This window comes from Micromonospora sp. NPDC049107, assembly GCF_040648595.1.
In the GTDB taxonomy this organism is placed as follows: domain Bacteria; phylum Actinomycetota; class Actinomycetes; order Mycobacteriales; family Micromonosporaceae; genus Micromonospora.
The window spans coordinates 93,576-116,433 of record NZ_JBEZEC010000003.1 but is presented as its reverse complement, the minus strand read 5'-3'; the positions used below and the strand labels follow the sequence as shown (position 1 = coordinate 116,433).

General features: G+C 72.8%; 20 protein-coding genes. 11 read left to right on the top strand and 9 right to left on the bottom strand.

Annotated elements, in window-relative coordinates:
- Positions 1-114 precede the first annotated feature (114 nt).
- Together AB0B55_RS08750 and AB0B55_RS08745 are read left to right on the top strand one after the other, a co-directional pair.
- Positions 115-717 carry a TetR/AcrR family transcriptional regulator gene (locus tag AB0B55_RS08750; protein WP_357122966.1) on the top strand — a complete coding sequence of 201 codons (603 nt, stop codon included), beginning with the start codon at positions 115-117 and terminating at the stop codon, positions 715-717.
- A 73-nt stretch (positions 718-790) separates the two neighbouring features.
- Positions 791-1,372 carry a TIGR03086 family metal-binding protein gene (locus AB0B55_RS08745; protein WP_357171309.1) on the top strand — a complete coding sequence of 194 codons (582 nt, stop codon included), beginning with the start codon at positions 791-793 and terminating at the stop codon, positions 1,370-1,372.
- A gap of 48 nt (positions 1,373-1,420) precedes the next feature.
- On the opposite strand, the gene AB0B55_RS08740 is transcribed toward AB0B55_RS08745, so the two are convergent.
- The gene (locus AB0B55_RS08740) at positions 1,421-1,738 is read right to left on the bottom strand and encodes a hypothetical protein (protein WP_357122960.1); all 318 of its coding nucleotides are present in this window, start codon (positions 1,736-1,738) and stop codon (positions 1,421-1,423) included.
- Between the two features lie 215 nt (positions 1,739-1,953).
- Between AB0B55_RS08740 and AB0B55_RS08735 the strand changes: the two genes are divergently transcribed.
- Positions 1,954-4,878: a M36 family metallopeptidase gene (locus AB0B55_RS08735; protein ID WP_357171307.1), complete on the top strand. Its 2,925-nt coding sequence runs from the start codon at positions 1,954-1,956 to the stop codon at positions 4,876-4,878.
- Positions 4,879-4,923: 45 nt separating this feature from the next.
- On the opposite strand, the gene AB0B55_RS08730 is transcribed toward AB0B55_RS08735, so the two are convergent.
- Positions 4,924-5,781: a hypothetical protein gene (locus tag AB0B55_RS08730; RefSeq protein ID WP_357122955.1), complete on the bottom strand. Its 858-nt coding sequence runs from the start codon at positions 5,779-5,781 to the stop codon at positions 4,924-4,926.
- A 172-nt stretch (positions 5,782-5,953) separates the two neighbouring features.
- Here AB0B55_RS08730 and AB0B55_RS08725 point away from each other — a divergent pair, with 172 nt between their 5' ends.
- Together AB0B55_RS08725 and AB0B55_RS08720 are read left to right on the top strand one after the other, a co-directional pair.
- Positions 5,954-6,622, top strand: a complete 669-nt coding sequence (locus tag AB0B55_RS08725; protein WP_357122952.1) for a 50S ribosomal protein L11 methyltransferase — start codon at positions 5,954-5,956, stop codon at positions 6,620-6,622.
- A 66-nt stretch (positions 6,623-6,688) separates the two neighbouring features.
- A complete protein-coding gene (locus AB0B55_RS08720) occupies positions 6,689-7,813 on the top strand; it encodes a cytochrome P450 (protein WP_357171582.1) in 1,125 nt (374 codons plus the stop codon).
- On the opposite strand, the gene AB0B55_RS08715 is transcribed toward AB0B55_RS08720, so the two are convergent.
- A complete protein-coding gene (locus tag AB0B55_RS08715; protein ID WP_357122949.1) occupies positions 7,787-8,080 on the bottom strand; it encodes a hypothetical protein in 294 nt (97 codons plus the stop codon). The two genes, AB0B55_RS08720 and AB0B55_RS08715, sit on opposite strands and share 27 nt — an antisense overlap.
- 116 nt (positions 8,081-8,196) lie before the next feature.
- Here AB0B55_RS08715 and AB0B55_RS08710 point away from each other — a divergent pair, with 116 nt between their 5' ends.
- The 3 genes from AB0B55_RS08710 (at position 8,197) to AB0B55_RS08700 (ending at position 10,853) form a co-directional block, all read left to right on the top strand.
- Positions 8,197-9,051 carry a polysaccharide deacetylase family protein gene (locus tag AB0B55_RS08710; RefSeq protein ID WP_357122946.1) on the top strand — a complete coding sequence of 285 codons (855 nt, stop codon included), beginning with the start codon at positions 8,197-8,199 and terminating at the stop codon, positions 9,049-9,051.
- Between the two features lie 84 nt (positions 9,052-9,135).
- On the top strand, positions 9,136-10,068 hold the full coding sequence (locus AB0B55_RS08705) for an ATP-binding cassette domain-containing protein (protein ID WP_357122942.1): 933 nt from the start codon (positions 9,136-9,138) through the stop codon (positions 10,066-10,068).
- Positions 10,065-10,853, top strand: coding sequence for an ABC transporter permease (locus AB0B55_RS08700; protein ID WP_357122939.1), 789 nt, complete (start codon positions 10,065-10,067; stop codon positions 10,851-10,853). Before AB0B55_RS08705 ends, AB0B55_RS08700 begins: the two co-directional genes overlap by 4 nt.
- 31 nt (positions 10,854-10,884) lie before the next feature.
- Here the strand turns inward: AB0B55_RS08700 and AB0B55_RS08695 are convergent, their stop codons facing one another.
- The 4 genes from AB0B55_RS08695 to AB0B55_RS08680 all read right to left on the bottom strand — a co-directional run bounded on the left by AB0B55_RS08695 (position 10,885) and on the right by AB0B55_RS08680 (position 15,102).
- Positions 10,885-11,562, bottom strand: coding sequence for a response regulator transcription factor (locus AB0B55_RS08695; protein WP_357122935.1), 678 nt, complete (start codon positions 11,560-11,562; stop codon positions 10,885-10,887).
- Positions 11,562-13,130 carry a histidine kinase gene (locus AB0B55_RS08690; RefSeq protein ID WP_357171304.1) on the bottom strand — a complete coding sequence of 523 codons (1,569 nt, stop codon included), beginning with the start codon at positions 13,128-13,130 and terminating at the stop codon, positions 11,562-11,564. Before AB0B55_RS08690 ends, AB0B55_RS08695 begins: the two co-directional genes overlap by 1 nt.
- Before the next feature lie 54 nt (positions 13,131-13,184).
- Positions 13,185-13,889 carry a dethiobiotin synthase gene (bioD, locus tag AB0B55_RS08685; protein WP_357123389.1) on the bottom strand — a complete coding sequence of 235 codons (705 nt, stop codon included), beginning with the start codon at positions 13,887-13,889 and terminating at the stop codon, positions 13,185-13,187.
- 76 nt (positions 13,890-13,965) lie between these two features.
- Positions 13,966-15,102: an 8-amino-7-oxononanoate synthase gene (locus AB0B55_RS08680; protein ID WP_357123386.1), complete on the bottom strand. Its 1,137-nt coding sequence runs from the start codon at positions 15,100-15,102 to the stop codon at positions 13,966-13,968.
- 294 nt (positions 15,103-15,396) lie between these two features.
- On the opposite strand from AB0B55_RS08680, the gene bioB reads away from it, so the two are divergent.
- From bioB to AB0B55_RS08665, 3 genes are read left to right on the top strand one after another with little or no spacing between them, the layout of a single operon-like run.
- Entirely contained in the window at positions 15,397-16,392 is a 996-nt protein-coding gene (gene bioB / locus AB0B55_RS08675) for a biotin synthase BioB (protein WP_357171302.1), read from the top strand.
- Between the two features lie 5 nt (positions 16,393-16,397).
- The gene (locus tag AB0B55_RS08670) at positions 16,398-16,634 is read left to right on the top strand and encodes a hypothetical protein (protein ID WP_355051765.1); all 237 of its coding nucleotides are present in this window, start codon (positions 16,398-16,400) and stop codon (positions 16,632-16,634) included.
- Between the two features lie 4 nt (positions 16,635-16,638).
- Positions 16,639-17,145 carry a GNAT family protein gene (locus AB0B55_RS08665; RefSeq protein WP_357122923.1) on the top strand — a complete coding sequence of 169 codons (507 nt, stop codon included), beginning with the start codon at positions 16,639-16,641 and terminating at the stop codon, positions 17,143-17,145.
- A gap of 62 nt (positions 17,146-17,207) precedes the next feature.
- On the opposite strand, the gene AB0B55_RS08660 is transcribed toward AB0B55_RS08665, so the two are convergent.
- Both AB0B55_RS08660 and AB0B55_RS08655 read right to left on the bottom strand, forming a co-directional pair.
- Complete coding sequence (locus AB0B55_RS08660) at positions 17,208-19,706, bottom strand: non-reducing end alpha-L-arabinofuranosidase family hydrolase (protein ID WP_357122920.1); 2,499 nt, start codon at positions 19,704-19,706, stop codon at positions 17,208-17,210.
- 206 nt (positions 19,707-19,912) lie between these two features.
- Positions 19,913-22,807 carry a glycoside hydrolase family 9 protein gene (locus tag AB0B55_RS08655; protein ID WP_357171299.1) on the bottom strand — a complete coding sequence of 965 codons (2,895 nt, stop codon included), beginning with the start codon at positions 22,805-22,807 and terminating at the stop codon, positions 19,913-19,915.
- Positions 22,808-22,858: the final 51 nt, after the last annotated feature.

The following is a 22,858-nucleotide window of genomic DNA, read 5'->3' as shown; positions in this document are numbered from 1 at the left end:
AGGAGAACGAGCCACGGCACCCGTCGGCAAGTGTCCAACTTCCGACTCTTACCCCACGAATCGGACGGTAGCGGTAACTGTTCGTGTTCGGGCCGATGGGCTACGGTAACGGTCGTGACGAGACGTGCGGCCGAGATCCGCCTGGATGCCCTGCTGCGCACGGCCTGCGACGTGATCGTGGAGCGGGGTCTGTCCAACACACGAACCGCCGACGTGGCGCAGGCCGCCGGGGTGAGCCAGGCACTGGTGTTCTACCACTTTGCCACCAAGGAGCGGCTGCTCGCACAGGCCTTCGCGTACGCCGTCGAGCAGGATCTGGCCCGGCTGGACGCGGTCACCCGCTCCTCCGCGCCACCGCTGACGAAGCTCCGCCGGATCCTCAAGCTGTACACCCCCGCCGGCCGGGCGACCTCCTGGTCGATGTGGATCGACGGCTGGTCCGAGTCGCTGCGCACCCCCGAGCTGGAGAAGGTGTCCCGCCGGCTCGACCTACGGTGGCGACAGGATCTCGCCGCCGTGATCTCCACCGGAGTCGCCGACGGCACCTTCCAGTGCGCCGACCCGGACGGGGCGGCCTGGCGGATCAGCGCGGTGATGGACGGCCTCGCCGTGCAGCTCGCGGTGCACGACCGGGTCATCTCCCGGCGACAGTTCGGGGAGTGGGTACGCCTGGTCACCGCCCGCGAGCTGGGTCTGGACCCGACCGACCTGGACTGAGCGGCCGACCGCGCCATACGCCAGGCCGGGCAAAACGGCTCGGGCCGGCGTGCCGAACGGAACAATCGACGGCATGGATCTGCTGGAGGCGTACCGCCGGAGCCTGGCCGAGTTTGTCGAGCGGGTGGACCAGATCGGGCCCGATCAGTGGTCGGAGGAGACACCCTGCTCCGACTGGGACGTCCGGACCCTGGTCAACCACGTGGTCGGCGAGGACCGGTGGAGCGTCCCCCTGCTCGCCGGTCGCACCATCGACGAGGTCGGCGACCGCTTCGACGGGGACCATCTCGGCGCCGACCCGCTCCGGACAGCCCGGGAGGCGGCCGCGCAGGCCGAGATCGCCGTCACCCACCCCGGCACGATCGACCGCACCGTGCACCTGTCGGCCGGCCCGACCCCGGCCGCCGAGTACGTCCAACAGCTCCTCGCCGAACACCTGATCCACGGCTGGGACCTGGCGGTGGCGATCGGCGCCGACCCACGGTTCGACCCGGACGCGGTGCACGTGTGCGCCCAGTGGTTCGCCGGCCGGGTCGACGACTACCGACGCGACAAGCTGGTCCGGGACGCGGCGCGGGTGCCCGCCGACGCCGACGAGCAGGATCACCTGCTGGCCGCCTTCGGCCGCGACCCCGACTGGGCGCCCGGCGGCTGAGCCGTCACCGCCGGGCGGCTGAGCCGTCACCGCCGGGCGGCTGAGCCGTCACCGCCGGGGTCCGGCGACTGAGCCGTCACCATCGGGGTCCGGTGTTGGCCAGCGCCCGGTTGCGGCGCGCTGCCGGGCCGGCCCGTAGTGCTCCAGGTAGTTGACAACCTCCAGCAGGGAGCAGCCGACCACCGCCTGCAGCGCCAGGAACGGCAGCACCGCCGGGCCGTAGAGCACGGCGTACTGCGCCGAAAGGTAGAGGTAGGTCAGCCAGCGGTAGTAGCCGTCGGCGGCCAGCCGGGGCTCCGCCTCCTCGGGAGGGTTGCGCCGGTCGTCGCCGATGAGCAGGTCGATCACCGGGATCAGACCGAACACGACGACCGGGGTGAGCCGGCACGCCCCGGCGCCGCCGGCGCTCCCCCACAGCGCCAGAGGGGTTTGCGCCGGTCCCGCCAGGCGATCATTCGGCGCGCCGACCATCCCGGGACCCTTGCCGCTTCCTCGGCCGACTGATATCCACAGATGCGCATGCGTCACCGCGCATCGTCGGTCGGCGGCCGCCGGCCATCCCGCTCCCACAAGGAGGTCCCGTGCCACAACCGGAGTGGTCACCCCCGATGAGCCGGCGTCGACGCCGGCTCATCGCCGTCCTGGCGACGACGGCGACCCTCGCCGCGCTGCTACCCACCGGCACGAGCAACGCCGCACCCGCCGCCGCTCCCGCCGAGCGCACGTCCGGGCCGTTCGCCGAGGGGCACCAGCCCGCCGACCTCGACAACCGCACCGGTACGGCGGCACCCGACGCTCGGCAGCGCGGGCTGGCCCGCGCGGCGGACCCCGACGCGCGGTGGAACCGGCTCGGCACCCCCCAGGCGCTCGGCCCCGGTCGTACCCCCCTCGCCACCGGACTGCCCGCGGACCCGGAGGCCGCCGCGCGCGCCTACCTGACCGCCAACCGCGACCTGTACGGCATGGACGCCGCGACGGTCGCCGACCTGGACCGGGTGCTGGTCCGGCCGATCGGCAGCGGTGCGGTGGTGACCCTGCGGCAACGCTTCGGTGACCTGCCGGCCGGTCACGACGGTCTGGTCACGCTCGCGGTCAGCGGCGGCTCGGTGCTCGCCGTCAACTCCTCGCTGGCCCGGGACACCCGCGCGCCCGCGCCCGCGACCCGCACCGCCGAGCAGGCGTACGCCGACGCGCTCGCCGACGCCGGGTTGAGCCCGACGGCCGTGGCCGACCACACCGTTCGGGCCGTGGCCGTGCCCACCCCGCTGGACGGACCCCGGGCCGCCTACGAGGTGACCATGATCGGCGCGGACGCCGACCACCCGGCGGCGTTCACCAGCTACGTGGACGGCAGCACGGGCAAGGTGCTGATCCGCGAGGACCTTGTCGACTTCGACTCGGAGAACCCGAGCTGGGCGGTCTTCCCGGCCACCCCGCCCCGCGACCTCGCCGCCGGCCAGGACCCCCGGGTCCGCTGGTGCGGCGACCCGGCCCCCGACTGCCAGGCGGCGTTCCGCGACCCGGCCACCGGGCAGCCGTGGGACGTCGACGCGGCGACCGGCACACCCACCTTCACCTCGCGCGGCAACTCGGCGAACACCGTGCTCTCCTGGGGCAACAACACCCCGGTCGGGCCGGCCACACCCAGCCCGGACCGCCGCTACGAGTACCCGTTCACGGACCAGTGGCACCAGGCGAGGTGCAACCCGGAGGTGTTCACGTCCACCCAGCGCAACGACGCGGACGCGGCGATCGCGAACCTGTTCGTCATGCACAACCGCATGCACGACTGGGCGTACCAGCTCGGCTTCACCGAGTCGGCGTGGAACCTCCAGGCGGTCAACCTCACCCCGTCCGGACTCGGCGGCGACGCCGAGCAGGGCCGCGCCCAGCAGGGCGCGCTGACCGGCAACCGCAACAACGCCAACCAGGGCACCCCGCGCGACGGTCTGCCGCCGACCACCAACATGTACCTGTGGCAGCCGCAGGCCGGTGGCCCGTACCCGCCGTGCGTGGACGGCGACTACGACATGACGGTGATCGGCCACGAGTACACCCACGCCATCACCAACCGGATGATCGCCGGCCCGGACAGCGGGATCAGCGGCCACCAGGGCGGCGCGATGGGCGAGTCGTGGGGCGACCTGATGGCCGCGGAGTACCTCTACCAGAACGGCCTGCGCGCTCCCGGCGAAACGCCCTTCGTCACCGGCGGCTACGTCACCGGCAACCTGGTCAGCGGCATCCGCAACTACGACCTGAGCCGCAGCCCGCTGAACTACTCCGACATCGGCTACAACACCGCCGGCCCGGCCGTGCACGCCGACGGGGAGATCTGGGGCGCGACCAACTATCGGGTACGTGCCGCGCTGGTCAAGCGGTACGGCCTGGGCACCCCGCAGCGGCAGCGGGAGTGCGCGCAGGGCACCGTTCCGGCCGACCGGTGCCCGGGCAACCGGCGCTGGTCGCAACTGGTCTTCGACTCGTTCCTGCTCCAGGCGGCCAGCCAGGTCAGCATGCTGGACATGCGGGACAACATGCTCACCGCCGACCTGCTGCGCTTCGGTGGCGCGAACCAGGACCTGATCTGGGCCGAGTTCGCCCGCTCCGGGATGGGCCGGGACGCCGCCACCAACGGCGCCGCGGACACCGACCCGACGCCGAGCTTCGCCTCGCCACGGGGCGGCAACGCGACGCTCACCCTGCGCCCCCGTGGGGACAGCGCCGACGCGCCGATCCGGGTGTACGTCGGGGCGTACGAGGCGCGGGCCGTACCGATCGCCGACACCGACCCGGCGACGCCGATCCCGGACACGGTGGAGATGGTCGCCGGCACGTACGACCTGCTGGCCGTCGCGCCCGGCTTCGGGCACCAGCGGCTCAGCGTGGTCGCCGACGCCGGCAAGGCTGGCTACGTGGACCTGCGGATGAGCCGCAACCTCGCGTCCACGGCGTCCGGCGCGACGATCAGCGGTGACGGGGTCAACCTGGACCGGGTCGCCGACGACACCGAGGCGACGAACTGGGCCTCGCTGGACGGGGTGGCCGGCAAGCAGCTCACCGTGGCGCTGGCCGGTGACGCCCCGCAGGTGGTCAAGCGCGTGAACGTCAGCGCGATGCTGCGGCCCGCGATCGTCGGGGACGCGGACACCGGCAGTCAGAACGCGCTCAGCGCGCTGCGCTTGTTCGCCGTGTCCGCCTGCGACGCGACCACCACCGACTGCGCCGACCCGGCGCGCTGGCGGCGCATCTACACCAGCGCGGCCGACGCGTTCCCCGGCGGGGCGTACCGGGCGTACAGCCGCGACATCAACCTGCGCACGTTCGCGGTGCCGACCACCGTCGCCACCCACCTGCGCCTGGAGGTGCTGGCCAGCCAGTGCACCGGCGGACCGCAGTACGCCGGTGAGCAGGACGACGACCCGGCCACGACGACGGACTGCGCCACGGCCAGCCCGTCCCGTGCCCAGGTCAGGATCGCCGAGTTCCAGGCGTTCGCGAAGTGACACCGTCGGGGCCGGCGGTTCCCCGCCGGCCCCGACAACCCCCGATCAGCGGCGTGCCGGGTGCCAGCGCCCGGTCGGCGCGGGCCGCTCCCAGAGCCGGTCCAGCGGCGGGTCCTCGGTCTCCTTGTTCGCGGCGCGGGTCAGGTGGCGCAGTCGCAGCAGCAGGCCCACCCCGAGCGAGAGCAGCAACCCGCCGAGCAGGAACGCCGCCTGCACCACACCGAACCCGCCGGTCTGCGCGACCGGACGGCCGGCCGACGGTGGCGCCGCGTCGACCGGTTGCTCCGCGACCGGTTCCTCGGCCTGGGTGCTCTCCTCCTGCGCCGGTTCGCTCGGTGGGTCGCTCGGCCGCGCGGGGGTCGGGCTCGGCGTCGGCGTACGGGCGCCGGCGCCGCTCGCTCCCACCACCGATCGGGTGGCGGTCTGGCGGGCCAGCAGGCGCAGGTTGGCGTCGTACGCCTCGGCGGCGAGGGTGACCCGCCCCTGCGTGACGTCCTCGGCGAAGGCCACCCGGTAGCGGGCGGTCACCGTGCGTCCCGGGCAGAGGGTGCCCGGGTCGAGTTGCCGGTCGGTCAACCGGGCCACGTCACCCTCGGTCCGGATCTCCACCGGGAAGTCGCCGTTCTCCTCCACCCGGTCCATCTTCACCTGGTCGAGCCGGATGCCCTGCACCCGGAGCACCATCGACCAGCGCACCTTCGCGCAGCCGCCGCGCCGGTCCGTCTGCGAGACCACCGCGGAGATCGTGCGCACCTGGTCGCCGGCGGTGAACCGGGCCGGCAGGCCGCCCATCTCGGTGGCGAACGCCGCCTGCGCCGGCGCCGCCAGGGTGAGCACCACCCCGGCGCTGCCGGCAACCAACGCCCCGAGCCGCAGCGCGTACCGCCACACGATCACCACCACCTCGTTCCTTCTCGTCCCTGTAGGGAAACGCTAGGAGGAAACGGGCGGATCACACAGAGGGGTGTCTTCGCACCGGACGACAAGGATGAGGGGTCATTTCACCGACAGTGGTGAACCCGTCACCACTGCCCCGCGACACGCCGGGCGTCGGGTCGCTGGAACAATCGGGCGGGTGTCCGAGCTCTCCAGCACGTTCGTCCGGCTGCACGCCCGGCTGACCCCGGTCCCCTTCGTCCCCGAGGTGCGTCTGCATCAGGCGGATGAGCCGATCGGGCTCTGGGAGTTGACCGAGGGCCAGTTCTCCACCGACCGGCCGCCGCCGTTCTGGGCCTTCGCGTGGGCCGGCGGGCAGGCGCTGGCCCGCTACGTCACCGACCATCCGGAGCTGGTCGCCGGCCGGCGGGTGCTCGACCTCGCCTCCGGCTCCGGCCTGGTGGCCATCGCCGCCGCCCAGGCCGGCGCGGCGTCCGTGCGCGCCGTCGAGGTCGACGAACTGGCGGTCGCGGCCGTCGCGCTCAATGCCGAAGCCAACGGGGTACGCGTCGACGCCGAGTTCGCCGACATCCTCGACGGCGACGCGGGCGACGCCGAGGTGGTGCTGGCCGGGGACGTCTTCTACAGCGACGCGATGGCCCGCCGGGTGCTGCGGTTCCTGCTGCGCGCCACCCGGGCCGGGGCGCCGGCCCTGGTCGGTGACCCCGGCCGGGCGTTCCTGCCCCGGGATCGCTTCGACGAGCTGGCCAGCTACGACGTGCCGGTGCCGGAGGCCCTGGAGAGCGTACGGGTGAAGCGCACCACCGTCTGGCGGTTGCGCCCGGGCCTGCCCGGAGCCGCCGGCTAGCGTGTCGGCGTGCTCTTCTCCGGCTCGGCGTCCGCGGTCGAGGCACCCTGGCCGGACGTCGCCGAGGTGACCGACCACGTCGGCGTACGCCACCTCGTCGTCACCCGCCACGCGCTGGTCCGCCAGGTCCTCGCCGACCCGGAGCGCTACCGGCCGGACAACGCCCTGGATGCGGTGACCCCGATGCCGGTGACCGCGCTGCGGGTGCTCGCCGGGCACCGGTTCCGGCTGCCGCCGACCCTGGCGAACAACTCGGGAGCCAGCCATCCGCAGATCCGGGGCATCGTGGCGGACGCGCTGCACCCCGCGAAGGTCGCCGCGCAGCGCGCCTGGCTCACGGCCCTGGTCCGGGAGCGGGTGGCCCGGCTACGGGCCACCCTCGACGCCGGCGCGCCGGTCGACCTGTACGCGGACCTCGCGGCCGACCTGCCCCTGCTGGTGCTGGCCCGGCTGGTCGACCTGCCGGACGCGCCGGTCGGCGCGGTCAAGGAGTTCGCGCGGGCGGCGCTGGAGCTGTTCTGGGCGCCGCTGGACGACGACCGGCAGGTGGCGCTCGCCGCCGAGGTGGGCCGCTTCCACCACGTACTGCGGGAGTTCGCGGCCACCGGCGGCGGCCTGGCCGCCGAGCTGCGCGCCGCCGGGCATCCGCCCGACGTGGTGGTCGGCGCGCTCTTCTTCCTGCTGGTCGCCGGACAGGAGACCACCTCGCAGTTCCTCACCCTGCTGCTGCACCGGCTGGCCGGCGAACCGGCGGTACGCGCCGCGCTGCGCGCCGGTGACGTCGCGGTGGCCGACGTCGTCGAGGAGGGCCTGCGCCTCGAACCGCCCATCGTCACCTGGCGGCGCGTGGCTGCGGCGGACGGCGTTCTCGGCGACACGGCCGTGCCGGCGGGCACCAGCATCGTGCTGTGGCTGGCCCGCGCCGGTCGCGACCCGGCGGTCGTCGACGCGCCGGACGATTTCGTTCCCGGGCAGCGCGGATCGCGGCGGCACCTGGCGTTCGGGGCGGGGGCGCACCGGTGCGTCGGCGACGTTCTGGCCCGCATGGAGGCGGCCGTCGTGGTGGCCGAGGCCGCGCCACTGCTGGACGGGGTGACGGTGATCCGTCCGCCGTGGTGCCCGGACAATCTCACCTTCCGGATGCCGGACGCCTTCGTGGTGCGGTCAGTCGAGCGGCCCGCTGACCAGTAGCACGATGCCCCCGATAACCGCGGCGGCGCCGAGGAGCAGGAGGGCGCCGCCGACGAGGAACCGCACGGCGGCGAAGCCGACGCCGTGCCGTAACTCAGCCGGATCACGGTCGGGAATCCCCCACTGGCGATTCCACAGGTTCCTCGACAACCGGCGGGCCTCGGCGTCGACAAACCCGAACAGGTTGCAGGTCATCGTCAGCCCGATGAACCCCAGCAGCGCGCCGAAGCCGACGACGGCGAGCACTTGCAGGATCCACCGCGCCATGGGCCGCCTCCGCAGGTCGAATCGACTCGATCCGAGGCTAGGCCGGCCGGGCAAGACCGTCCGGGAAGATCGCCACGGGACGCGGAACCCGACCGTGACCCGCTATGTTTCCGGGCGTGTCATCAGCCCACCCGCGCCGCATCTCCGCAGTGGTAACGCTTCTGGCCCTGCTGGCGCTGAGTGCCTGCGCAGCCGGACCCGCGTTCCACGCCCGGCAGATCGCGGCCCAGCCGAGCCCGTCGGCCGTACCGATCCTGTCCACCACGCCGTCCCCGTCGGCCTCGCCGTCGCCGACCGCCCCGCCGGCACGCGGGACCCTGGACTGGTACGTGTCGCAGGCGCCGACCTTCCCCGCAGCGCCACCTCCGGAACCGGTGCCGCTGCCGGTGACCGGTGCGATCCCGTTCTGGCACCGTCTGCCGACCGACCAGAAGGTCGCCTTCATCACCATCGACGACGGCGGGTTGGCCCGCCCGCCGGCGGTGCCCGACTTCATCGCCCGCGCGCACATCCCGGTCACCATGTTCCTGAACTCACCGGCGGCCCAGGAGCACGACGTCTACTTCCGCCAGATCCAGGTCGCCGGTGGGGTCGTCGAGAACCACACCATCCGGCACAACTCGCTGGCCGGCCGGTCGTACGACTACCAGAGGCAGGAGATCTGCGGAGCGGCGGACAAACTTGAGACGCTGTTCGGCCAGCGGGCGACCCTGTTCCGCCCACCGTTCGGCGAGTACGACAGCACCACGCTCCGGGCCGCGCGGGACTGCGGCGCGAAGGCGGTCCTGCACTGGTCCGAGACGGTCCACGAGGGCAAGGTGCGCTACCAGACCGCGGAGAAGGTGGTCCAGCCCGGCGACGTGCTGCTGATGCACTTCCGGCCGGCGCTGATGGACGACCTCCTGGCGGCGTTGAAGGCCATCCACCGGGCCGGACTCACCCCGGCGCTGCTGGAGGACTACCTCCGCTGACCCGGGGCGACCTGACGAAAGTCAGTGCTGGTGGGTGCCGTTCGGGCGCGGCGAGCCGGGGCGGCCGACGCCTAGCGTCAACTCATGATCACATTACGTGGGTTAACGAAACGGTTCGGGTCGGCCGTCGCGGTCGACGCCCTGACCGTCGACGTCGCGCCCGGCCGGGTCACCGGCTTTCTCGGCCCCAACGGCGCCGGCAAGTCCACCACCATGCGGATGATCCTCGGCCTGGACCGGCCCACCGCCGGGCAGGCGCTCGTCGCCGGGCGGTCGTACCGGGAACTGCGACGGCCGTTGCACGAGGTGGGGGCCCTGCTCGACGCCCGAGCCATCCACCCCACCCGGTCCGGACGGGCGCACCTGCTGGCCATGGCCCGCAGCAACGGCATCCCCGCCCGCCGCGTCGACGAGGTGCTCGACACCGTGGGGCTGGACGGGCGTGCCGCCGGCAAGCCGGGTCGCGCCCTCTCCCTCGGCATGGGACAGCGGCTCGGCATCGCCGGAGCGCTGCTCGGCGATCCGCCCGTGCTGATGTTCGACGAGCCGGTGAACGGTCTCGACCCGGACGGGGTGCGCTGGGTACGTCAGCTCACGCGCTCGCTCGCCGACGAGGGCCGGACGGTCTTCGTCTCCAGTCACCTGATGAGCGAGATGCAGCTCACCGCCGACCAACTCGTCGTGATCGGCCGGGGACGGCTGCTCGCCGACGCCCCGGTCGGCGACGTGATCGCGAGCAGCGCGGTCGTCGTACGGGTCCGCAGCCCGCACCGCGAAGGGCTCGCCACCCTCGCCGCCCGTCTCGCCGCGACCGGCGGCACCGTCGAGCGGGCCGGACCGGACGAGCTGAGCGTCACCGGCAGCACCGTGGACCGGATCGGCGACCTGGCGTACGAGCTGGGGGTGCGGTTGCACGAGCTGAGCCCGCACGGCGCGTCGCTGGAGCAGGCGTTCATGGAGCTGACCGCCGAGAGCGTCGAGTACGCCGGCGGGCCGACCGGAGGTGACGCCCGATGAGCACGCGGACCGCCACGCCTACCCGTCCCTTCCCCGGCGCGCTGGCCGCCGAGTGGACCAAGCTGTTCTCGGTACGCAGCACCTGGTGGACGATGGTGGCCGGGCTGCTCGTGATGGCCGCGAGCGCCGGACAGCTGGCCATCTACGCGGCCAACTCCAACACCAACGACGACCCCGCCGACGACGCCGGCATCGTCACCGTCGGCACCGTGTTGATCGACGCGATCGAGCTGACCCAGTACGCCGTACTGGCGGTGGGTCTGCTCGCCATCACCACCGAGTTCACCAGCGGCACCATCCGGACGGCCCTCCAGTGCACCCCGGCACGCGGTCGGGTGCTGCTGGCCAAGGCCGTCGTGACGGGCGCCGTCACCTTCGCCCTCGGGCTGCTGCTCGGCGGTGTCGGCGCCCTCGTCGCCCGCCCGGTGCTGGGCGACTGGGGCAGCGCGCCCACCGCCGACACGATCGGCGACATCGTGGCGGTCGCCACCTACCTGGCCCTGGTCGGCGTCCTCGCGCTCGGCCTCGGCGCGGCACTCCGCAGCGCGGTGCTCACGATCATCGTGCTCTTCGCCACCCTGACGATCGTGCCGCTGTCGCTCCAGGAGCCGGACATCACCGTCCTGAACCGGATCGCCGACGTGTTTCCCGGCGTGGCCGGCGGGCACTTCCTCGCCGGGGACACCGACCCGTACCCCGGTGTGATCGGGTTGCTGCTGCTCGCCGGGTGGGCGGGTGCCGCACTGCTGCTCGGTCGGGCCATGCTCCGCCGTCGCGACGCCTGAGGCGGTGAGCGGGGGCTCTCCCGGCCCCCGCTCACCGCTCGACCAGCCCCGCCTCGTACGCGAGGATCGCCGCCTGCACCCGGTTGCGCACCTCCAACCGGGTGAAGATGCTCGTCAGATAGCTCTTCACGGTGCCCTCCACCAGGTGCAGCCGGCGAGCGATCTCCGCGTTGGACAGCCCCGCGCCGACCAGCGCCAGTACCTCGCGTTCCCGTTCGGTCAGCCCGGCCGTCCGGTCCCGCGCGGCGGGCCGGCGCGCCAACCGCCCGGCGCCCAGCTCGATCACCCGACGTGCCACCCGCGGCGACAGGTACGCCCCGCCGTCGGCGACCGCGTGCACCCCGGCGATCAACTCCCGTGGATCGCCGGCCTTGAGCAGGAACCCGCTCGCGCCGTGCCCGAGCGCCCGAGCCACGTGGTCGTCCTCACCGAAGGTGGTCAGCATCACCGTCGCCGTGGCCGGCGCCAACCGGTGGATCTCGGCCGCCGCGGCCAGGCCGTCCAGGCGGGGCATCCGGATGTCCAGCAACGCCACCCGTGGCCGGTGCGCGCGGACCAGCTCCACCGCCGCCCGGCCGTCGGCGGCCTCGGCGACGACCTCGATACCCGGGTCGGCCGCGAGGATGGCCCGGACCCCGGCCCGGATCATCGCCTCGTCGTCGGCCAGGACCACCCGGACGGGCGCGGCCGGTGCCGTGTCGGTGTCCACTACGCGATGCGCTCCTTGCTGACCAGTCGGTCGTCGGTGAAGCAGAGCCGCCACGTCGCCTCGGCGAGGGGGAAGTTGCCGTCGGTGTAGTACTCGCAGCCCGGCGCCGCGACACCGAGTGGCGGGGCGAGCTGCCGGCGGGGCAGCCCGGGTAGGTCGGCCCGTGCCGTGCCGGGCCGCATCTGGTCGTACGTCGACTCGTCGAGCACCGTGCCGGCCGTGGCGAACGGGTAGTAGACCAGCGACAGGGCCAGCCCGAAGCCGACCGGAGCCGCGAGCGCAGTCAGCAGGCTCCGTCGAGCCCGGCGACGAGCCTCGCGCAGCCGGCGTTCGGCGTCGAGCGGCCGTTCCGAAACGCCCCCGGACGCGGGGACGTCCTCGAACGTCCCGCTGGCGGGGGCCACCGCTGACAGCCCCGGTTCGGCGGCGAGCGGCAGCCGGGCCCGCACCGCGAATCCGCCGTCCGGGGCCGGGCCGGCGTCCAGGACGCCGCCGGCCAGGCGTACCCGCTCGGCGAGCGCGACCAGACCACTACCCGAGGAGGCCGGTCGGGGCAGCGGACCGGCCGGCGGCGGGGCGTTGCGCACCCGCACCTCGACCCCGTCCAGGTCGGACGCCAGGCGCACTGTCACCGGGGCGCCCGGGGCGTACCGGGCCGCGTTGGTGAGCGCCTCCCGCACCACCTGGTGGGCGGCGGCCCCGGTCATGCCGGGCAGGCGCAGGGTGTCCGGCGGCGCGTCCAGTCGTACCGCCATCCCGGCCTCACGAGCCCCGGTGACGAGGTCGACGACGGTCTCCCCCACCGGCCGGACAGCGGCCGGGCCGCCCTCCTCCCGCAGCACCCCGATGATGTCGTGCAGGCGTTCGGCCGCCGCCGCCACGCTGGCCCGCAGCTCCCCGACCGCCGCCCGGTGCGCCGGAGCGAGGTCGTCGGCCAGCTCCAACGCGGCGGCCCGCACCGCGATGAGACTGAGATCGTGACCCAGCGAATCGTGCATCTCCTCGGCGATCCGCGCCCGCTCGCGGAGCCGGATCCGCTCCGCGACGCCACGCCGCTCGCGCGCCACCGCCTCGACGTGCCGGCGGCCGGCGTCGGTCAGCGCCTGCTGCTGCCGGCGGTACCGACCCACCAGCCACGGGAACACCCCGCCGAACAGCAGCACCGACGCCAACAGGAACCAGGTCGCCGCCCCGGTGCCGAGCAACCCGAGGTTCAGCACCGTGCCGCCGACGGCGATCACGCCGAAGAGCACGGCCGCCGGCGTCGCCGTCGCGCTGCGCCGGCCGCTCAGATAGCTGAACACCGGGATGGCGAAGACGAAGTTGCCGTCCACCAGCGAACCGAGCACCACCAGGAGCAACCCCACCAGCGGCCACCGTCGCGCCGACGCGACGGCGACCGCGAGCAGCGCCAGCGAGCCGAACAACAGCGCCACCCCGAAACGCGGGTACGGCGGAGTCACCCGCGCGGCCGCGATCGGCGCGGCCACCAGCGCCCAGAGCGACACGTCCCGCAGTGGACGCCGCCACCGGGGCGCCCCGGGCACGGACGGCTCCAGGATCCTCACGGCGGCCACGCTACCCACGCACGACCTGCCCGGACACCGACGAAAGTCAGGTGTTCAGCTGCTCTCCTCGGCCCAGACGCGCCAGTCGTCGAGCACCCCGTGCAGCGCCGGAGTGAGCCACCCCGGCGCCGACCGCCGGAACACCCCCGGATCGATCGCGCCCGCCCCGGCCGGCACCGCGCCCAGCAGGTTCGGCACCAGGTCGGTCAGGTTCGTCCAGTGCACCAGCTCCGGCGACGCCGGCCAGGCCCCGATCACCACTCCGGCCGGTACCGCCCGACGGTCCAGCGCCTCCAGGGTCAACGCCGTGTGGTTGAGCGTGCCCAGCCCGGCGCGGGCGACCACGACCGCGGGCGCGCCGAGGGACACCGCCAGGTCGGCCATCGTCCACGGCTCGCCGGACGGGCGCAGCCCCATCGGCACCAGCAGACCGCCGGCCCCCTCGACGAGGACCAGGTCGTGCTTGTCCGCCTCCGCGCGGACGGCGTCCACCGCCGTGTACAGCTCCAACGGGGGCAGGTCCGCGACCCGGGCCGCGGCCAGCGGCGCGAGCGGGTCCGGAAAGCTCGCCAGGGTACGACCGGTCAGCGGGGCCGCCAACCGGTTGACCGCGTCCACGTCACCCGGCTCACCACTGGCCGTGCCGGTCTGGCCCGGTTTGACCACCGCCACCCGCAGGCCGGCGGCCTGCGCCGCCGCCGCGATCGCCGCCGTGACGACCGTCTTGCCCACCTCGGTGTCGGTGCCGGTGACCAGCACCGGCCCCTCCCACGCGCTCACGGCACCAGCTCTGTACGCGACTGCGGGGCTCGCAAAACCGGCTCACTCCTCGCGCTCATGGGGCACCGTCCACGATGACGTCCAGCGCCCGCTCGAAGTCCGCCCGCGGCACCCCCGCGCTGATGGTGAGGCGCAGCCGGGAGCGGGTGTCCGGGGTCGACGGGGGCCGGAAGCACCCCACCGCGACGCCCCGGTCCCGGCAGTCGGCCGCCCAGGCCGTCGCGGCCTCCGGACCGGGCGCCGTCACCGAGATCACCGCCGCGTCCGGCGCGGAGACGGTCAGCCCGGCCGCGCGCAGTCGACCGACCGCCAGCGTCACCCGGTCGGCGATCTCGGCGCGCAGGTCGTCACCGGCTCGGGCCAGCCCCAGCGCGGCGTGCACCCCGGCCGCCACGGCCGGCGGCAGCGCGGTGTCGAAGATGAACGTACGGCCGGTCTCGACCAGGTGCCGGACGAACTCGGCCGGACCGGCGACCACCCCGCCCGCCCCGCCGAGCGCCTTGGACAGGGTGGCGGTGACCACCACGTCCGGCTGACCGGCCAGACCGGCGGCGGCCACCGCGCCCGCTCCGGACGGACCGGTGACGCCGAGCGCGTGCGCGTCGTCGACCAGCAGTAGCGCGCCGTAGCGGCGGGCCACCGCGTGCAACTCGGCCAGCGGTGCGAGGTCGCCGTCGACCGAGAAGACCGACTCGGTGACCACCACCGCCGGGCGTCCCGGCGCCACGGCCAGCGCTGCGGCCACCGCCGTCACGTCGGCGTGCGCGCTGACCACCGTCTCGGCGCCCGAGATCCGGCAGCCGTCGATGAGCGACGCGTGGTTGTGCGCGTCGGAGACGAGCAGGGTCCGGGGCTGCACGAGAGCCCGCAACGCGCCCAGGTTCGCCAGGTAGCCGGAGGAGAAGACGAGAGCCCGGTCGGTGCCCAGCCACCGCGCCAGGTCGTCCTCCAGGGCGTGGTGCGCGTCGGTCGAGCCGCGCACCAGACGCGAACCGGTCGCGCCCAGCCCGTACGCGGACAGTGCCGCCGTGGCCGCGGCCGTGACCTCCGGGTGGGTGGCCAGGCCGAGGTAGTCGTTGCCGGCGAGGTCGGTCATCCGGTCGTCGGCGGGACGCGGGTGCAGCCGCCGGGTCAATCCGGCCTTCGCCCTCAACTGCGCGCGACGATCGAGCGCCGCCAGCCAGTCCGCCACCGTCACCCCTTCACCGCCGTCCGCGCCGGTCACGCCGACGTCCGCCGGGCGAAATTACCACCCGCGACCATCGAGCAGACGAATCCATTCGGTACGCGAGGCACGGCGGCGGCGAACGTAGCCGCAGCGAGACCGGCCACCACGGACCGTCGTAACGTCGTCACGGATGGTTGCCGCAGGCGCGGTGCGTCGCCCGACCCGCACGGCCGGCGATCGGGCCCGGCCCCGCCGGTTCGCGTCGACCCCGGCGGCAGGTCGTACCCGGCCGGACCGGGGCCTTGTAGGGTACGAGCCATGCCAGAGATCCTCGACCAGGCCCGCACCCAGGTCCTGGGTGACGGCGTCGGCCTCGACCAGGCCGGCGTCCTCGCCGTGCTCACCCTGCCCGACGAGCACCTGCCCGCCGCCCTGCAACTCGCCCACGAGGTGCGGATGCGGTGGTGCGGCCCCGAGGTCGAGGTCGAGGGCATCGTCTCGCTGAAGACCGGCGGCTGCCCGGAGGACTGCCACTTCTGCTCCCAGTCGGGCCTGTTCACCTCGCCGGTGCGCTCGGTCTGGCTGGACATCCCGTCGCTGGTCGAGGCCGCGAAGCAGACCGCGAAGACCGGGGCCACCGAGTTCTGCATCGTGGCCGCCGTGCGCGGCCCGGACGCGCGGCTCATGAAGCAGATGCGCGAGGGCGTCGCCGCCATCAAGGCCGAGGTCGACATCCAGGTCGCCGCGTCGCTGGGTATGCTGAGCCAGGAGCAGGTCGACGACCTGGTCGACATGGGTGTGCACCGCTACAACCACAACCTGGAGACCTGCCGGTCGTACTTCCCCAACGTGGTCACCACCCACTCGTGGGAGGAGCGCTGGGAGACGCTGCGGATGGTCCGCGACTCCGGCATGGAGGTGTGCTGCGGCGGCATCCTCGGCCTGGGCGAGACCGTCGAGCAGCGGGCGGAGTTCGCCGCGCAGCTCGCCGAACTCGACCCGCATGAGGTGCCGCTGAACTTCCTCAACCCGCGCCCCGGCACCCCGCTCGGCGACCGCCCGGTGGTCGAGGGCAAGGACGCGCTGCGGGCCATCGCCGCGTTCCGGCTGGCCATGCCGCGCACCATCCTGCGGTACGCGGGCGGCCGCGAGATCACCCTCGGTGACCTGGGCACCCGCGACGGCCTGCTCGGCGGCATCAACGCGGTGATCGTCGGCAACTACCTGACCACGTTGGGCCGGCCGGCGACCGCCGACCTCGACCTGCTGGACGAGCTGAAGATGCCGGTCAAGGCCCTCTCCGCCACGCTGTGACGACCATGACGACGACCTCCGACGCCGAACCGACCCGCAGCGGCGGCCCGGCGTCGGCGGCCGTGCCCTGGTGCGACAGGTGCGGCGAGGCGGCTGCCGACGGCCCCCACCCGGGCTGCGCGGCGGCCCGGCAGTTGGAGCCGCCGCGCTACTGCTCGCGCTGTCGACGCCGGATGAAGGTGCAGGTCCTGCCGGTCGGCTGGTCGGCGGTCTGCGTCGAGCACGGCGAGATCCGGGGCTGAGCCGATGCTGCGCGGGCGGGCGGTGACCCTGCGACCGGCGACGGTCGCGGACGTGCCGGCCCTCGCGGCCATCCGGGCGCACCCCGAGGTACGCCGGTGGTGGCGCGGTGGTGACGACCTGGCCGGCGCGGTCCACGCCGACCTCGGTGACGACGACCTGACGCTGTACGCCATCGAGCATGACGGCCGGGTGATCGGCGCGATCCAGTGGTACGCCGAGTCCGACCCGGACTACCGACACGCCAGCCTGGACGTGTTCCTCGATCCGGCGTCCCGTGGCGAGGGCCTCGGCGGCGACGCCATCCGCACCCTGGCCCGGCACCTGATCGACGAGTACGGCCACCACCGGTTCACCATCGACCCGGCGGCGGCGAACACCGCCGCGATCCGGGCGTACGCGAAGGTGGGCTTCCGCCCGGTGGGCATCATGCGGCGGTACGAGCGCGGCGAGGACGGCCGCTGGCACGACGCCCTGCTGATGGACCTGCTCGCCGACGACCTGACGGACTGAACCCAAGGGCGTGCCCGGCACCGCACGGGTGCCGGGCACGCGTTCCTCGAACTGGCTGACGCCTAGCGCTGGAGGGTCAGTACACCCGGCCGCCACGGCAGCCGGTTGTAGTCGCCGCTCGCGTTGGGGTCCTTGCCCTGGTACAGCAACTGCAGGTTGCAGGCGTCGACGGTCTTGGTCTGGTCGGGGTTGGTGCGGACCAGGTCACCGTGGCTGATGTCGTTGGTCCACGTGGCGCCGCTGTTGGCCTTGCCGGCGAACGGGTTGCTCTCGGTGGCGGCCTGCGGGGTCCACGAGCCGCCCAGGCTGGTGGACGTGAACGACCGGAAGTAGCGCTGCCCCTGGCTTCCGATCGCCTCGACGAGCATCAGGTACTGGTTCTGGCCCGCCACCTTGTAGACCTCGACGCCCTCGAACAGGTTGTTGGACGAGTCGGTCATGATCGTCGTGTAGCTCGAGCCGAAGCTGCCCGGGAAGTTCCCCAGCGGCATGCTCGACCGGTAGATCTTGCCGTTGTCCCCGGCGAAGAACAGGTACATGTTCTGGTCGTCACCGATGAGGGTCTGGTCGATCACACCGTACGGCGCGTCCGAGAGGGTGGCCGTGGACAGCGTCTGCGCCGAGGACCAGCCGTTGGCGTTCGTCGGGTCGCTCGACGTCTTGTAGCTGAACGAGGTCGGTCCCCACTGGTACGCCAGCACCCAGATGTTCTTCGGGGCGAAGTACAGCAGGGTGGGCGCCACGGTGCCCTGGCTCATTCCGTTCTGGCTGGCCGAGGCCATGTCGGACCAGTTGGTGAACGTGCCGAAGTTCATCGAGCTGTACTGGCCGCTGCTGTTGACGTATGACCCGTAGACCAGGTGCTGGCCGTTGTAGACCACGTTGGTGAAGTCCTTGAGCGAGAGCCAGCCGTTCTTCGGGCTCGTCAGCGCGCCGGTCGACGACCACCGGTAGGTCGACGGGAGCGCGCAGCCGTTGTTCGGCGGCGGCGTGGTGGTTGGCGGCGGCGTGGTGGGGGCCGGCGTGGTGGGGGCCGGCGTGGTGCCGCCGCCGAAGTCGGTCCGCCACTGCTGGTTGGTCTGCCCGTGGCAGTCGTACAGCTGGACCTGCTGGCCGTTGCCGGTGCCCCAGACGTCCAGGCAGCGACCGGACTGCACGCCGGTGATGGTGCCGTTGGAGTTGATGTTCCACTGCTGGTTGGCCCCGCTGCCGCAGTCCCAGATGATGATTGCGGTGCCGTTGGCGGTGGCCGCGCCGTTCGCGTCCAGGCACTTGTTGCCGTAGACCCGCAACTGCTTGCCACTGGTGTACGTCCACTGCTGGTTCGACTGACTGTGGCAGTCGTAGAGCTGGACCCGGGTGCCGTTGGTCTGCGTGGAGTTGGGCACGTCGATGCACCGACCCGACTGCACTCCGACGATCCGGCCGGCGCCACCGCTCGGCGGCGGGCTCGTGGTCGGACTCACCGTCGGACTCACGGTCGGGCTCACCGTCGGGCTCGCGGTCGGGCTGGAGGTCGGCGGGGCCGCGTTGAGCGCGTTGAGGACGGAGTTGTAGGCGGCCTTCTTGTTGCCGTTGCCGTCGAAGAGCAGCGGGCTCTCGTTGGAGCGCCAGGAGTCGCTGTCGCGTACGCCCCAGACGGTGATGCCGATGCAGCGCGGCACGTTCAGGCACGCCTGGGTCAGCCCGGCGTACTGGGTGGTGGAGGCGTTGGTGACGTCGACCTCGGTCAGCGCCACGTCCACGCCGAGCGCGGCGAAGCTGGACAGCGTGGTCTGGAAGTTGCTCGGCAGCGAGCTGCCACCGGTGAAGTGGGTCTGCAACCCGACGCAGTCGATCGGCACGCCGCGGGACTTGAAGTCCTGGATCATGCGGTAGACGCCCTGCGTCTTGCCGTACGACCAGTTCTCGATGTTGTAGTCGTTGTAGCAGAGCTTGACCGACGGGTCGGCCGCCCGCGCGGTGCGGAACGCCACCTCGATCCAGTCGTTGCCGGTGCCCTGGAGGTTGGAGCTGCGGCGGCTGCCGTCCTCGTTGAACGCCTCGTTGACCACGTCCCACGCGGCGAGCTTGCCCCGGTAGTGGCCCATCACGCCGTTGATGTGGTCGATCATCGCCTGACGCAGGGCGCTGCCGCTCAGGCTCTGCATCCACCCCGGCTGTTGGGCGTGCCAGGCCAGGGTGTGCCCACGCACCTTCAGGCCGCGCTGGGTCGCCCAGTTGTAGATCTGGTCACCGGAGTTGAAGTTGAACTGGCCCCGCTGGGGCTGCGTCGACTCCGGCTTCATCTCGTTCTCGGCCGTGATCATGTTGAACTCTTGTGCCGCGATCGTGCTGTACTGCGAGTTGCTGAGCCGGCCCGCCGCGATGGCGGTGCCGAAGTACCGGCCCGACTGCGCGGCGGCCGCGCCGAGCGTGCTCGCGGCGGCGTTCGCCGAGGGCATCATGACCGCGACGGCGGCCACGGTCACGACGCTGAACGCGCCGGCGAGCAGCGCTCGGAAGACGGGCGATCGCCGTCGCCGAGTGCCGCCGCGATGAACGGATGGGCGCACTGCCATCTCGGCCTCCTTAAAGGGCCAACACCCGGGCCGCCGAGGGCGAGGACGACCGGATGTATCGATTGAGACATCTAACTCAGTCGATGCTAACCACGCACCGGTCCGGGCAATGGAGTTTTCGGAAATGTTTCGGAAATGTTTTGGCCCTGCGCGGCGTGGCCGGTCGCCAGAGTTCGGCGCCGGCCACGCCACGACCCGTCAACGAGTCAGGCGACGGCGCAGGTGGTGTTGTTCACGGTGAAGGCGGTCGGCTTCGGGTTGCTGCCGCTGTGCGTGCCGTTGAAGCCGAAGCTCACCGACGCGCCCGGCGCGATCGTGCCGTTGTAGGACAGGTTCGTCGCGGTGACCGCCGCGCCGGCCTGGCTGACGGTCGCCGACCAGCCCTGGCTGACGGTCTGCCCGCCCGGGAAGCTGAACCGCAGGGTCCAGCCGTTGATCGCGGCGGTGCCGGTGTTGGTGATCGTCACCGTCGCGGTGAAGCCGGTGTTCCAGTCCGTCGTGGCGTACCCGACCGAGCAGGTGCCGCCGACCGGCGGCGCCGCCGTGGTCACCGAGACCGGCGCGGACGCCGCGGAGGTGTTGCCGGCCGCGTCGACGGCCACCACGTAGAACTGGTACGCCGTGGAGGCGGTCAGCCCGGTCACCGCGAGGGTGCTGCCGGTCGGCGACCCGATGAGCGCGTCGGTCGCGCCGGCCTCGCGGTAGACCCGGTAGCCGGTGACGCCCACGTTGTCGGTCGACGGTGTCCAGGCCAGGGTGAGGCCGGTCGCGGTGACCGCCGAGGCGACCGGCGTGCCGGGCGTGCTCGGCACGGTCGTGTCGGTGGAGCCGGTCGGCGGCGTGGTCACGGTGAGCACCGGCGAGGCCGCCGAGGTGTTGCCCGCGCCGTCGCGGGCCACGACGGTGAACTCGTACGACGTCGCCGGCAGCAGCGTCGAGATGGTCAGCGTCGTGCCGGTGACCGGCCGGACGACGACCGTGTCGCTGTTGACCTGGACCTCGCGGACGTTGTAGCCGGCCAGCCCGCTACCGCCGCTGTCGGTGGACGCCGACCAGGTCAGGGTCACCGAGCGGGACGCGAGATTGGACGCCACCGGCTTGCCCGGGACGCTCGGCGCGGTGGTGTCCGGCACGACCGGCCCCGGCTCGTCACCCCAGACGCGGGTGCTGCCGGCGTAGAGCGGAACCTTGCGGTTCGGCCCGGCGGTGGCCTGGTACGACGGGTCGTTGGTCGGATCCCAGGTGCCGCCCTCCGGCACACCGATCTTGAACTGGACCTCCATCCGGTGTGCCGACTGTCCGGCCGGGGCGATGGTGTAGCCGGTGCAGTCCACCTCGACGTACCAGATGTCGCCGCTGTACTGCTTGGCGGTGGTCGGCGACGGGCAGCCCTGGGTGTAGCCGGAGGTGACCTGCACCGGGCCGCTGCCGTCGGGCCGGAAGTAGTACCGGAACTTGCCGTTGGTCAGCGCGCGGGCCGGGAACGCCGACTTGTTGTAGACGATCGCCTTGAGCCCGGTGGCCCGCGGCTCGGCCTGCATGACGGTGGTCTCCACGGTCATCTCGTCCATGTCGGGCGTCTCGGCGACCGGGAAGTTCGCCAGCGGGGTGCCGCCGTACTCGGAGGTCAGCCGGACCAGCGCGGACGTGAAGCCGGCGTTGTAGTCGGTGGCCACCTCGTTCATCACGTAGTCCGACCGACTGTCGGTGTACGCGTCGTTGGCCGAGGACGGGCCGCCGACCAGCGCGCCGTAGAGGGTGTGTCGGGTCTCGACGGGCACGGTCTGGCTGTCCCACCAGGACCCGTGCGCGGTGCGGTGGTGCGGGTTCTTCGGCGCGTTGGCGCCGAACCCGATGACGTAGCTGGAGTTGCGCGGGTTGTCGCCGAGCGCGTAGTTGATCTGCCGGACGGCGAAGTCGTGGTACCGCGCCTTGCGGGTGGTGTCGGTGGTCTTGTCGCTGTAGACCAGCGCGGCGAAGGAGGTGTTGGCCGCGTAGCGCAGTGCGCCCCAGGAGTCGAGCACCGCCATCCCACCGGGCGAGTACGGCACCCGCTGCCCGTTCACCCCGACCGTCCAGTAGTCCAGCCAGCGGTTGGCGTCGTCGACGTACTTCTGCTTGCCGGTCAGGTTCGCCAGCAGCACGTACGCGCCGAACTGCTTGTTGTCCCAGGCGATCGTCCACTTGTAGGAACGGGTCGTGGACTGCGGCTCGGTGCCGAGCTTGTCGTACTCACTCTCGGCCTTGGTCAGGTAGCTGGCGTCGCCGGTGGCCCGGTAGAGCCAGATGGTGGCCCACACCAGCTCGTCCTGGTAGCCGCTCCACGACTTGTAGAACGCGGCCGCGTCGGTGATGCACTCGCTGTAGGCCTTCCGCACGGTGTCGGCGAACGTGTAGAGCTGCCGGGCGTGGGTGAGCAGCTTGTCCGCGTAGGTCGCGTCGGTGGGCCGGAACACCATCGAGGACGCGGCCATCGCCGCCGCCGTCTCCCCCGCCAGGTCCGCGCCGCCACAGCTCGCATCAATCTTGTACGCGGGCCGCGCCATCGGCAGCACCTCGGCCGGGCCCCACCACTTGTGGTCGTCGTCGCCCTTGCCGACCTGTCCGTAGAGGACGTTCGCCGACGGGTGCGCCTTGATGAAGTAGTCGTTGACGAAGCGCAGGTTGTTCAGCAGGTGCGGCAACTGGCCGGAGGCGCTGTAGCCGCTGCGGTACTCCACCGCGCCCCAGGCGAGCATGGTGGCGCTGAACGCCATCGGGAAGCCGAACTTGACGTGGTCGCCGGCGTCGTACCAGCCGCCGGTCAGATCGACTCCCGTACCGGCGCCGTCGGTGAGCGCGCTGTCGCCGCGCCAGGAGACGCGGTTCCAGTCGGGCAGTTGGCCGGACTGCTGCGCCTCGTAGAACAGCAGCGACTTCTGCAACGCCTCGGCGTAGTTGAAGGTGGGCGCGGCGGACGCCGGTCCGGGCGTCGGCGCGGCGACCGCGAGGGCCGCGCCGGTGAGCAGGGCGACGCCGGCGGCCAGCAGCCGCCGGGGCCACGGTTGGTCGACGGGCGACCGGCCGGGGTGGCCGGTGGACGGCCGGGTCAGGTGGCGCATGAAGGGCTCCTGTTAGCCAGGCGCCGCCGGCGGTCGCACCGACGCGGGACG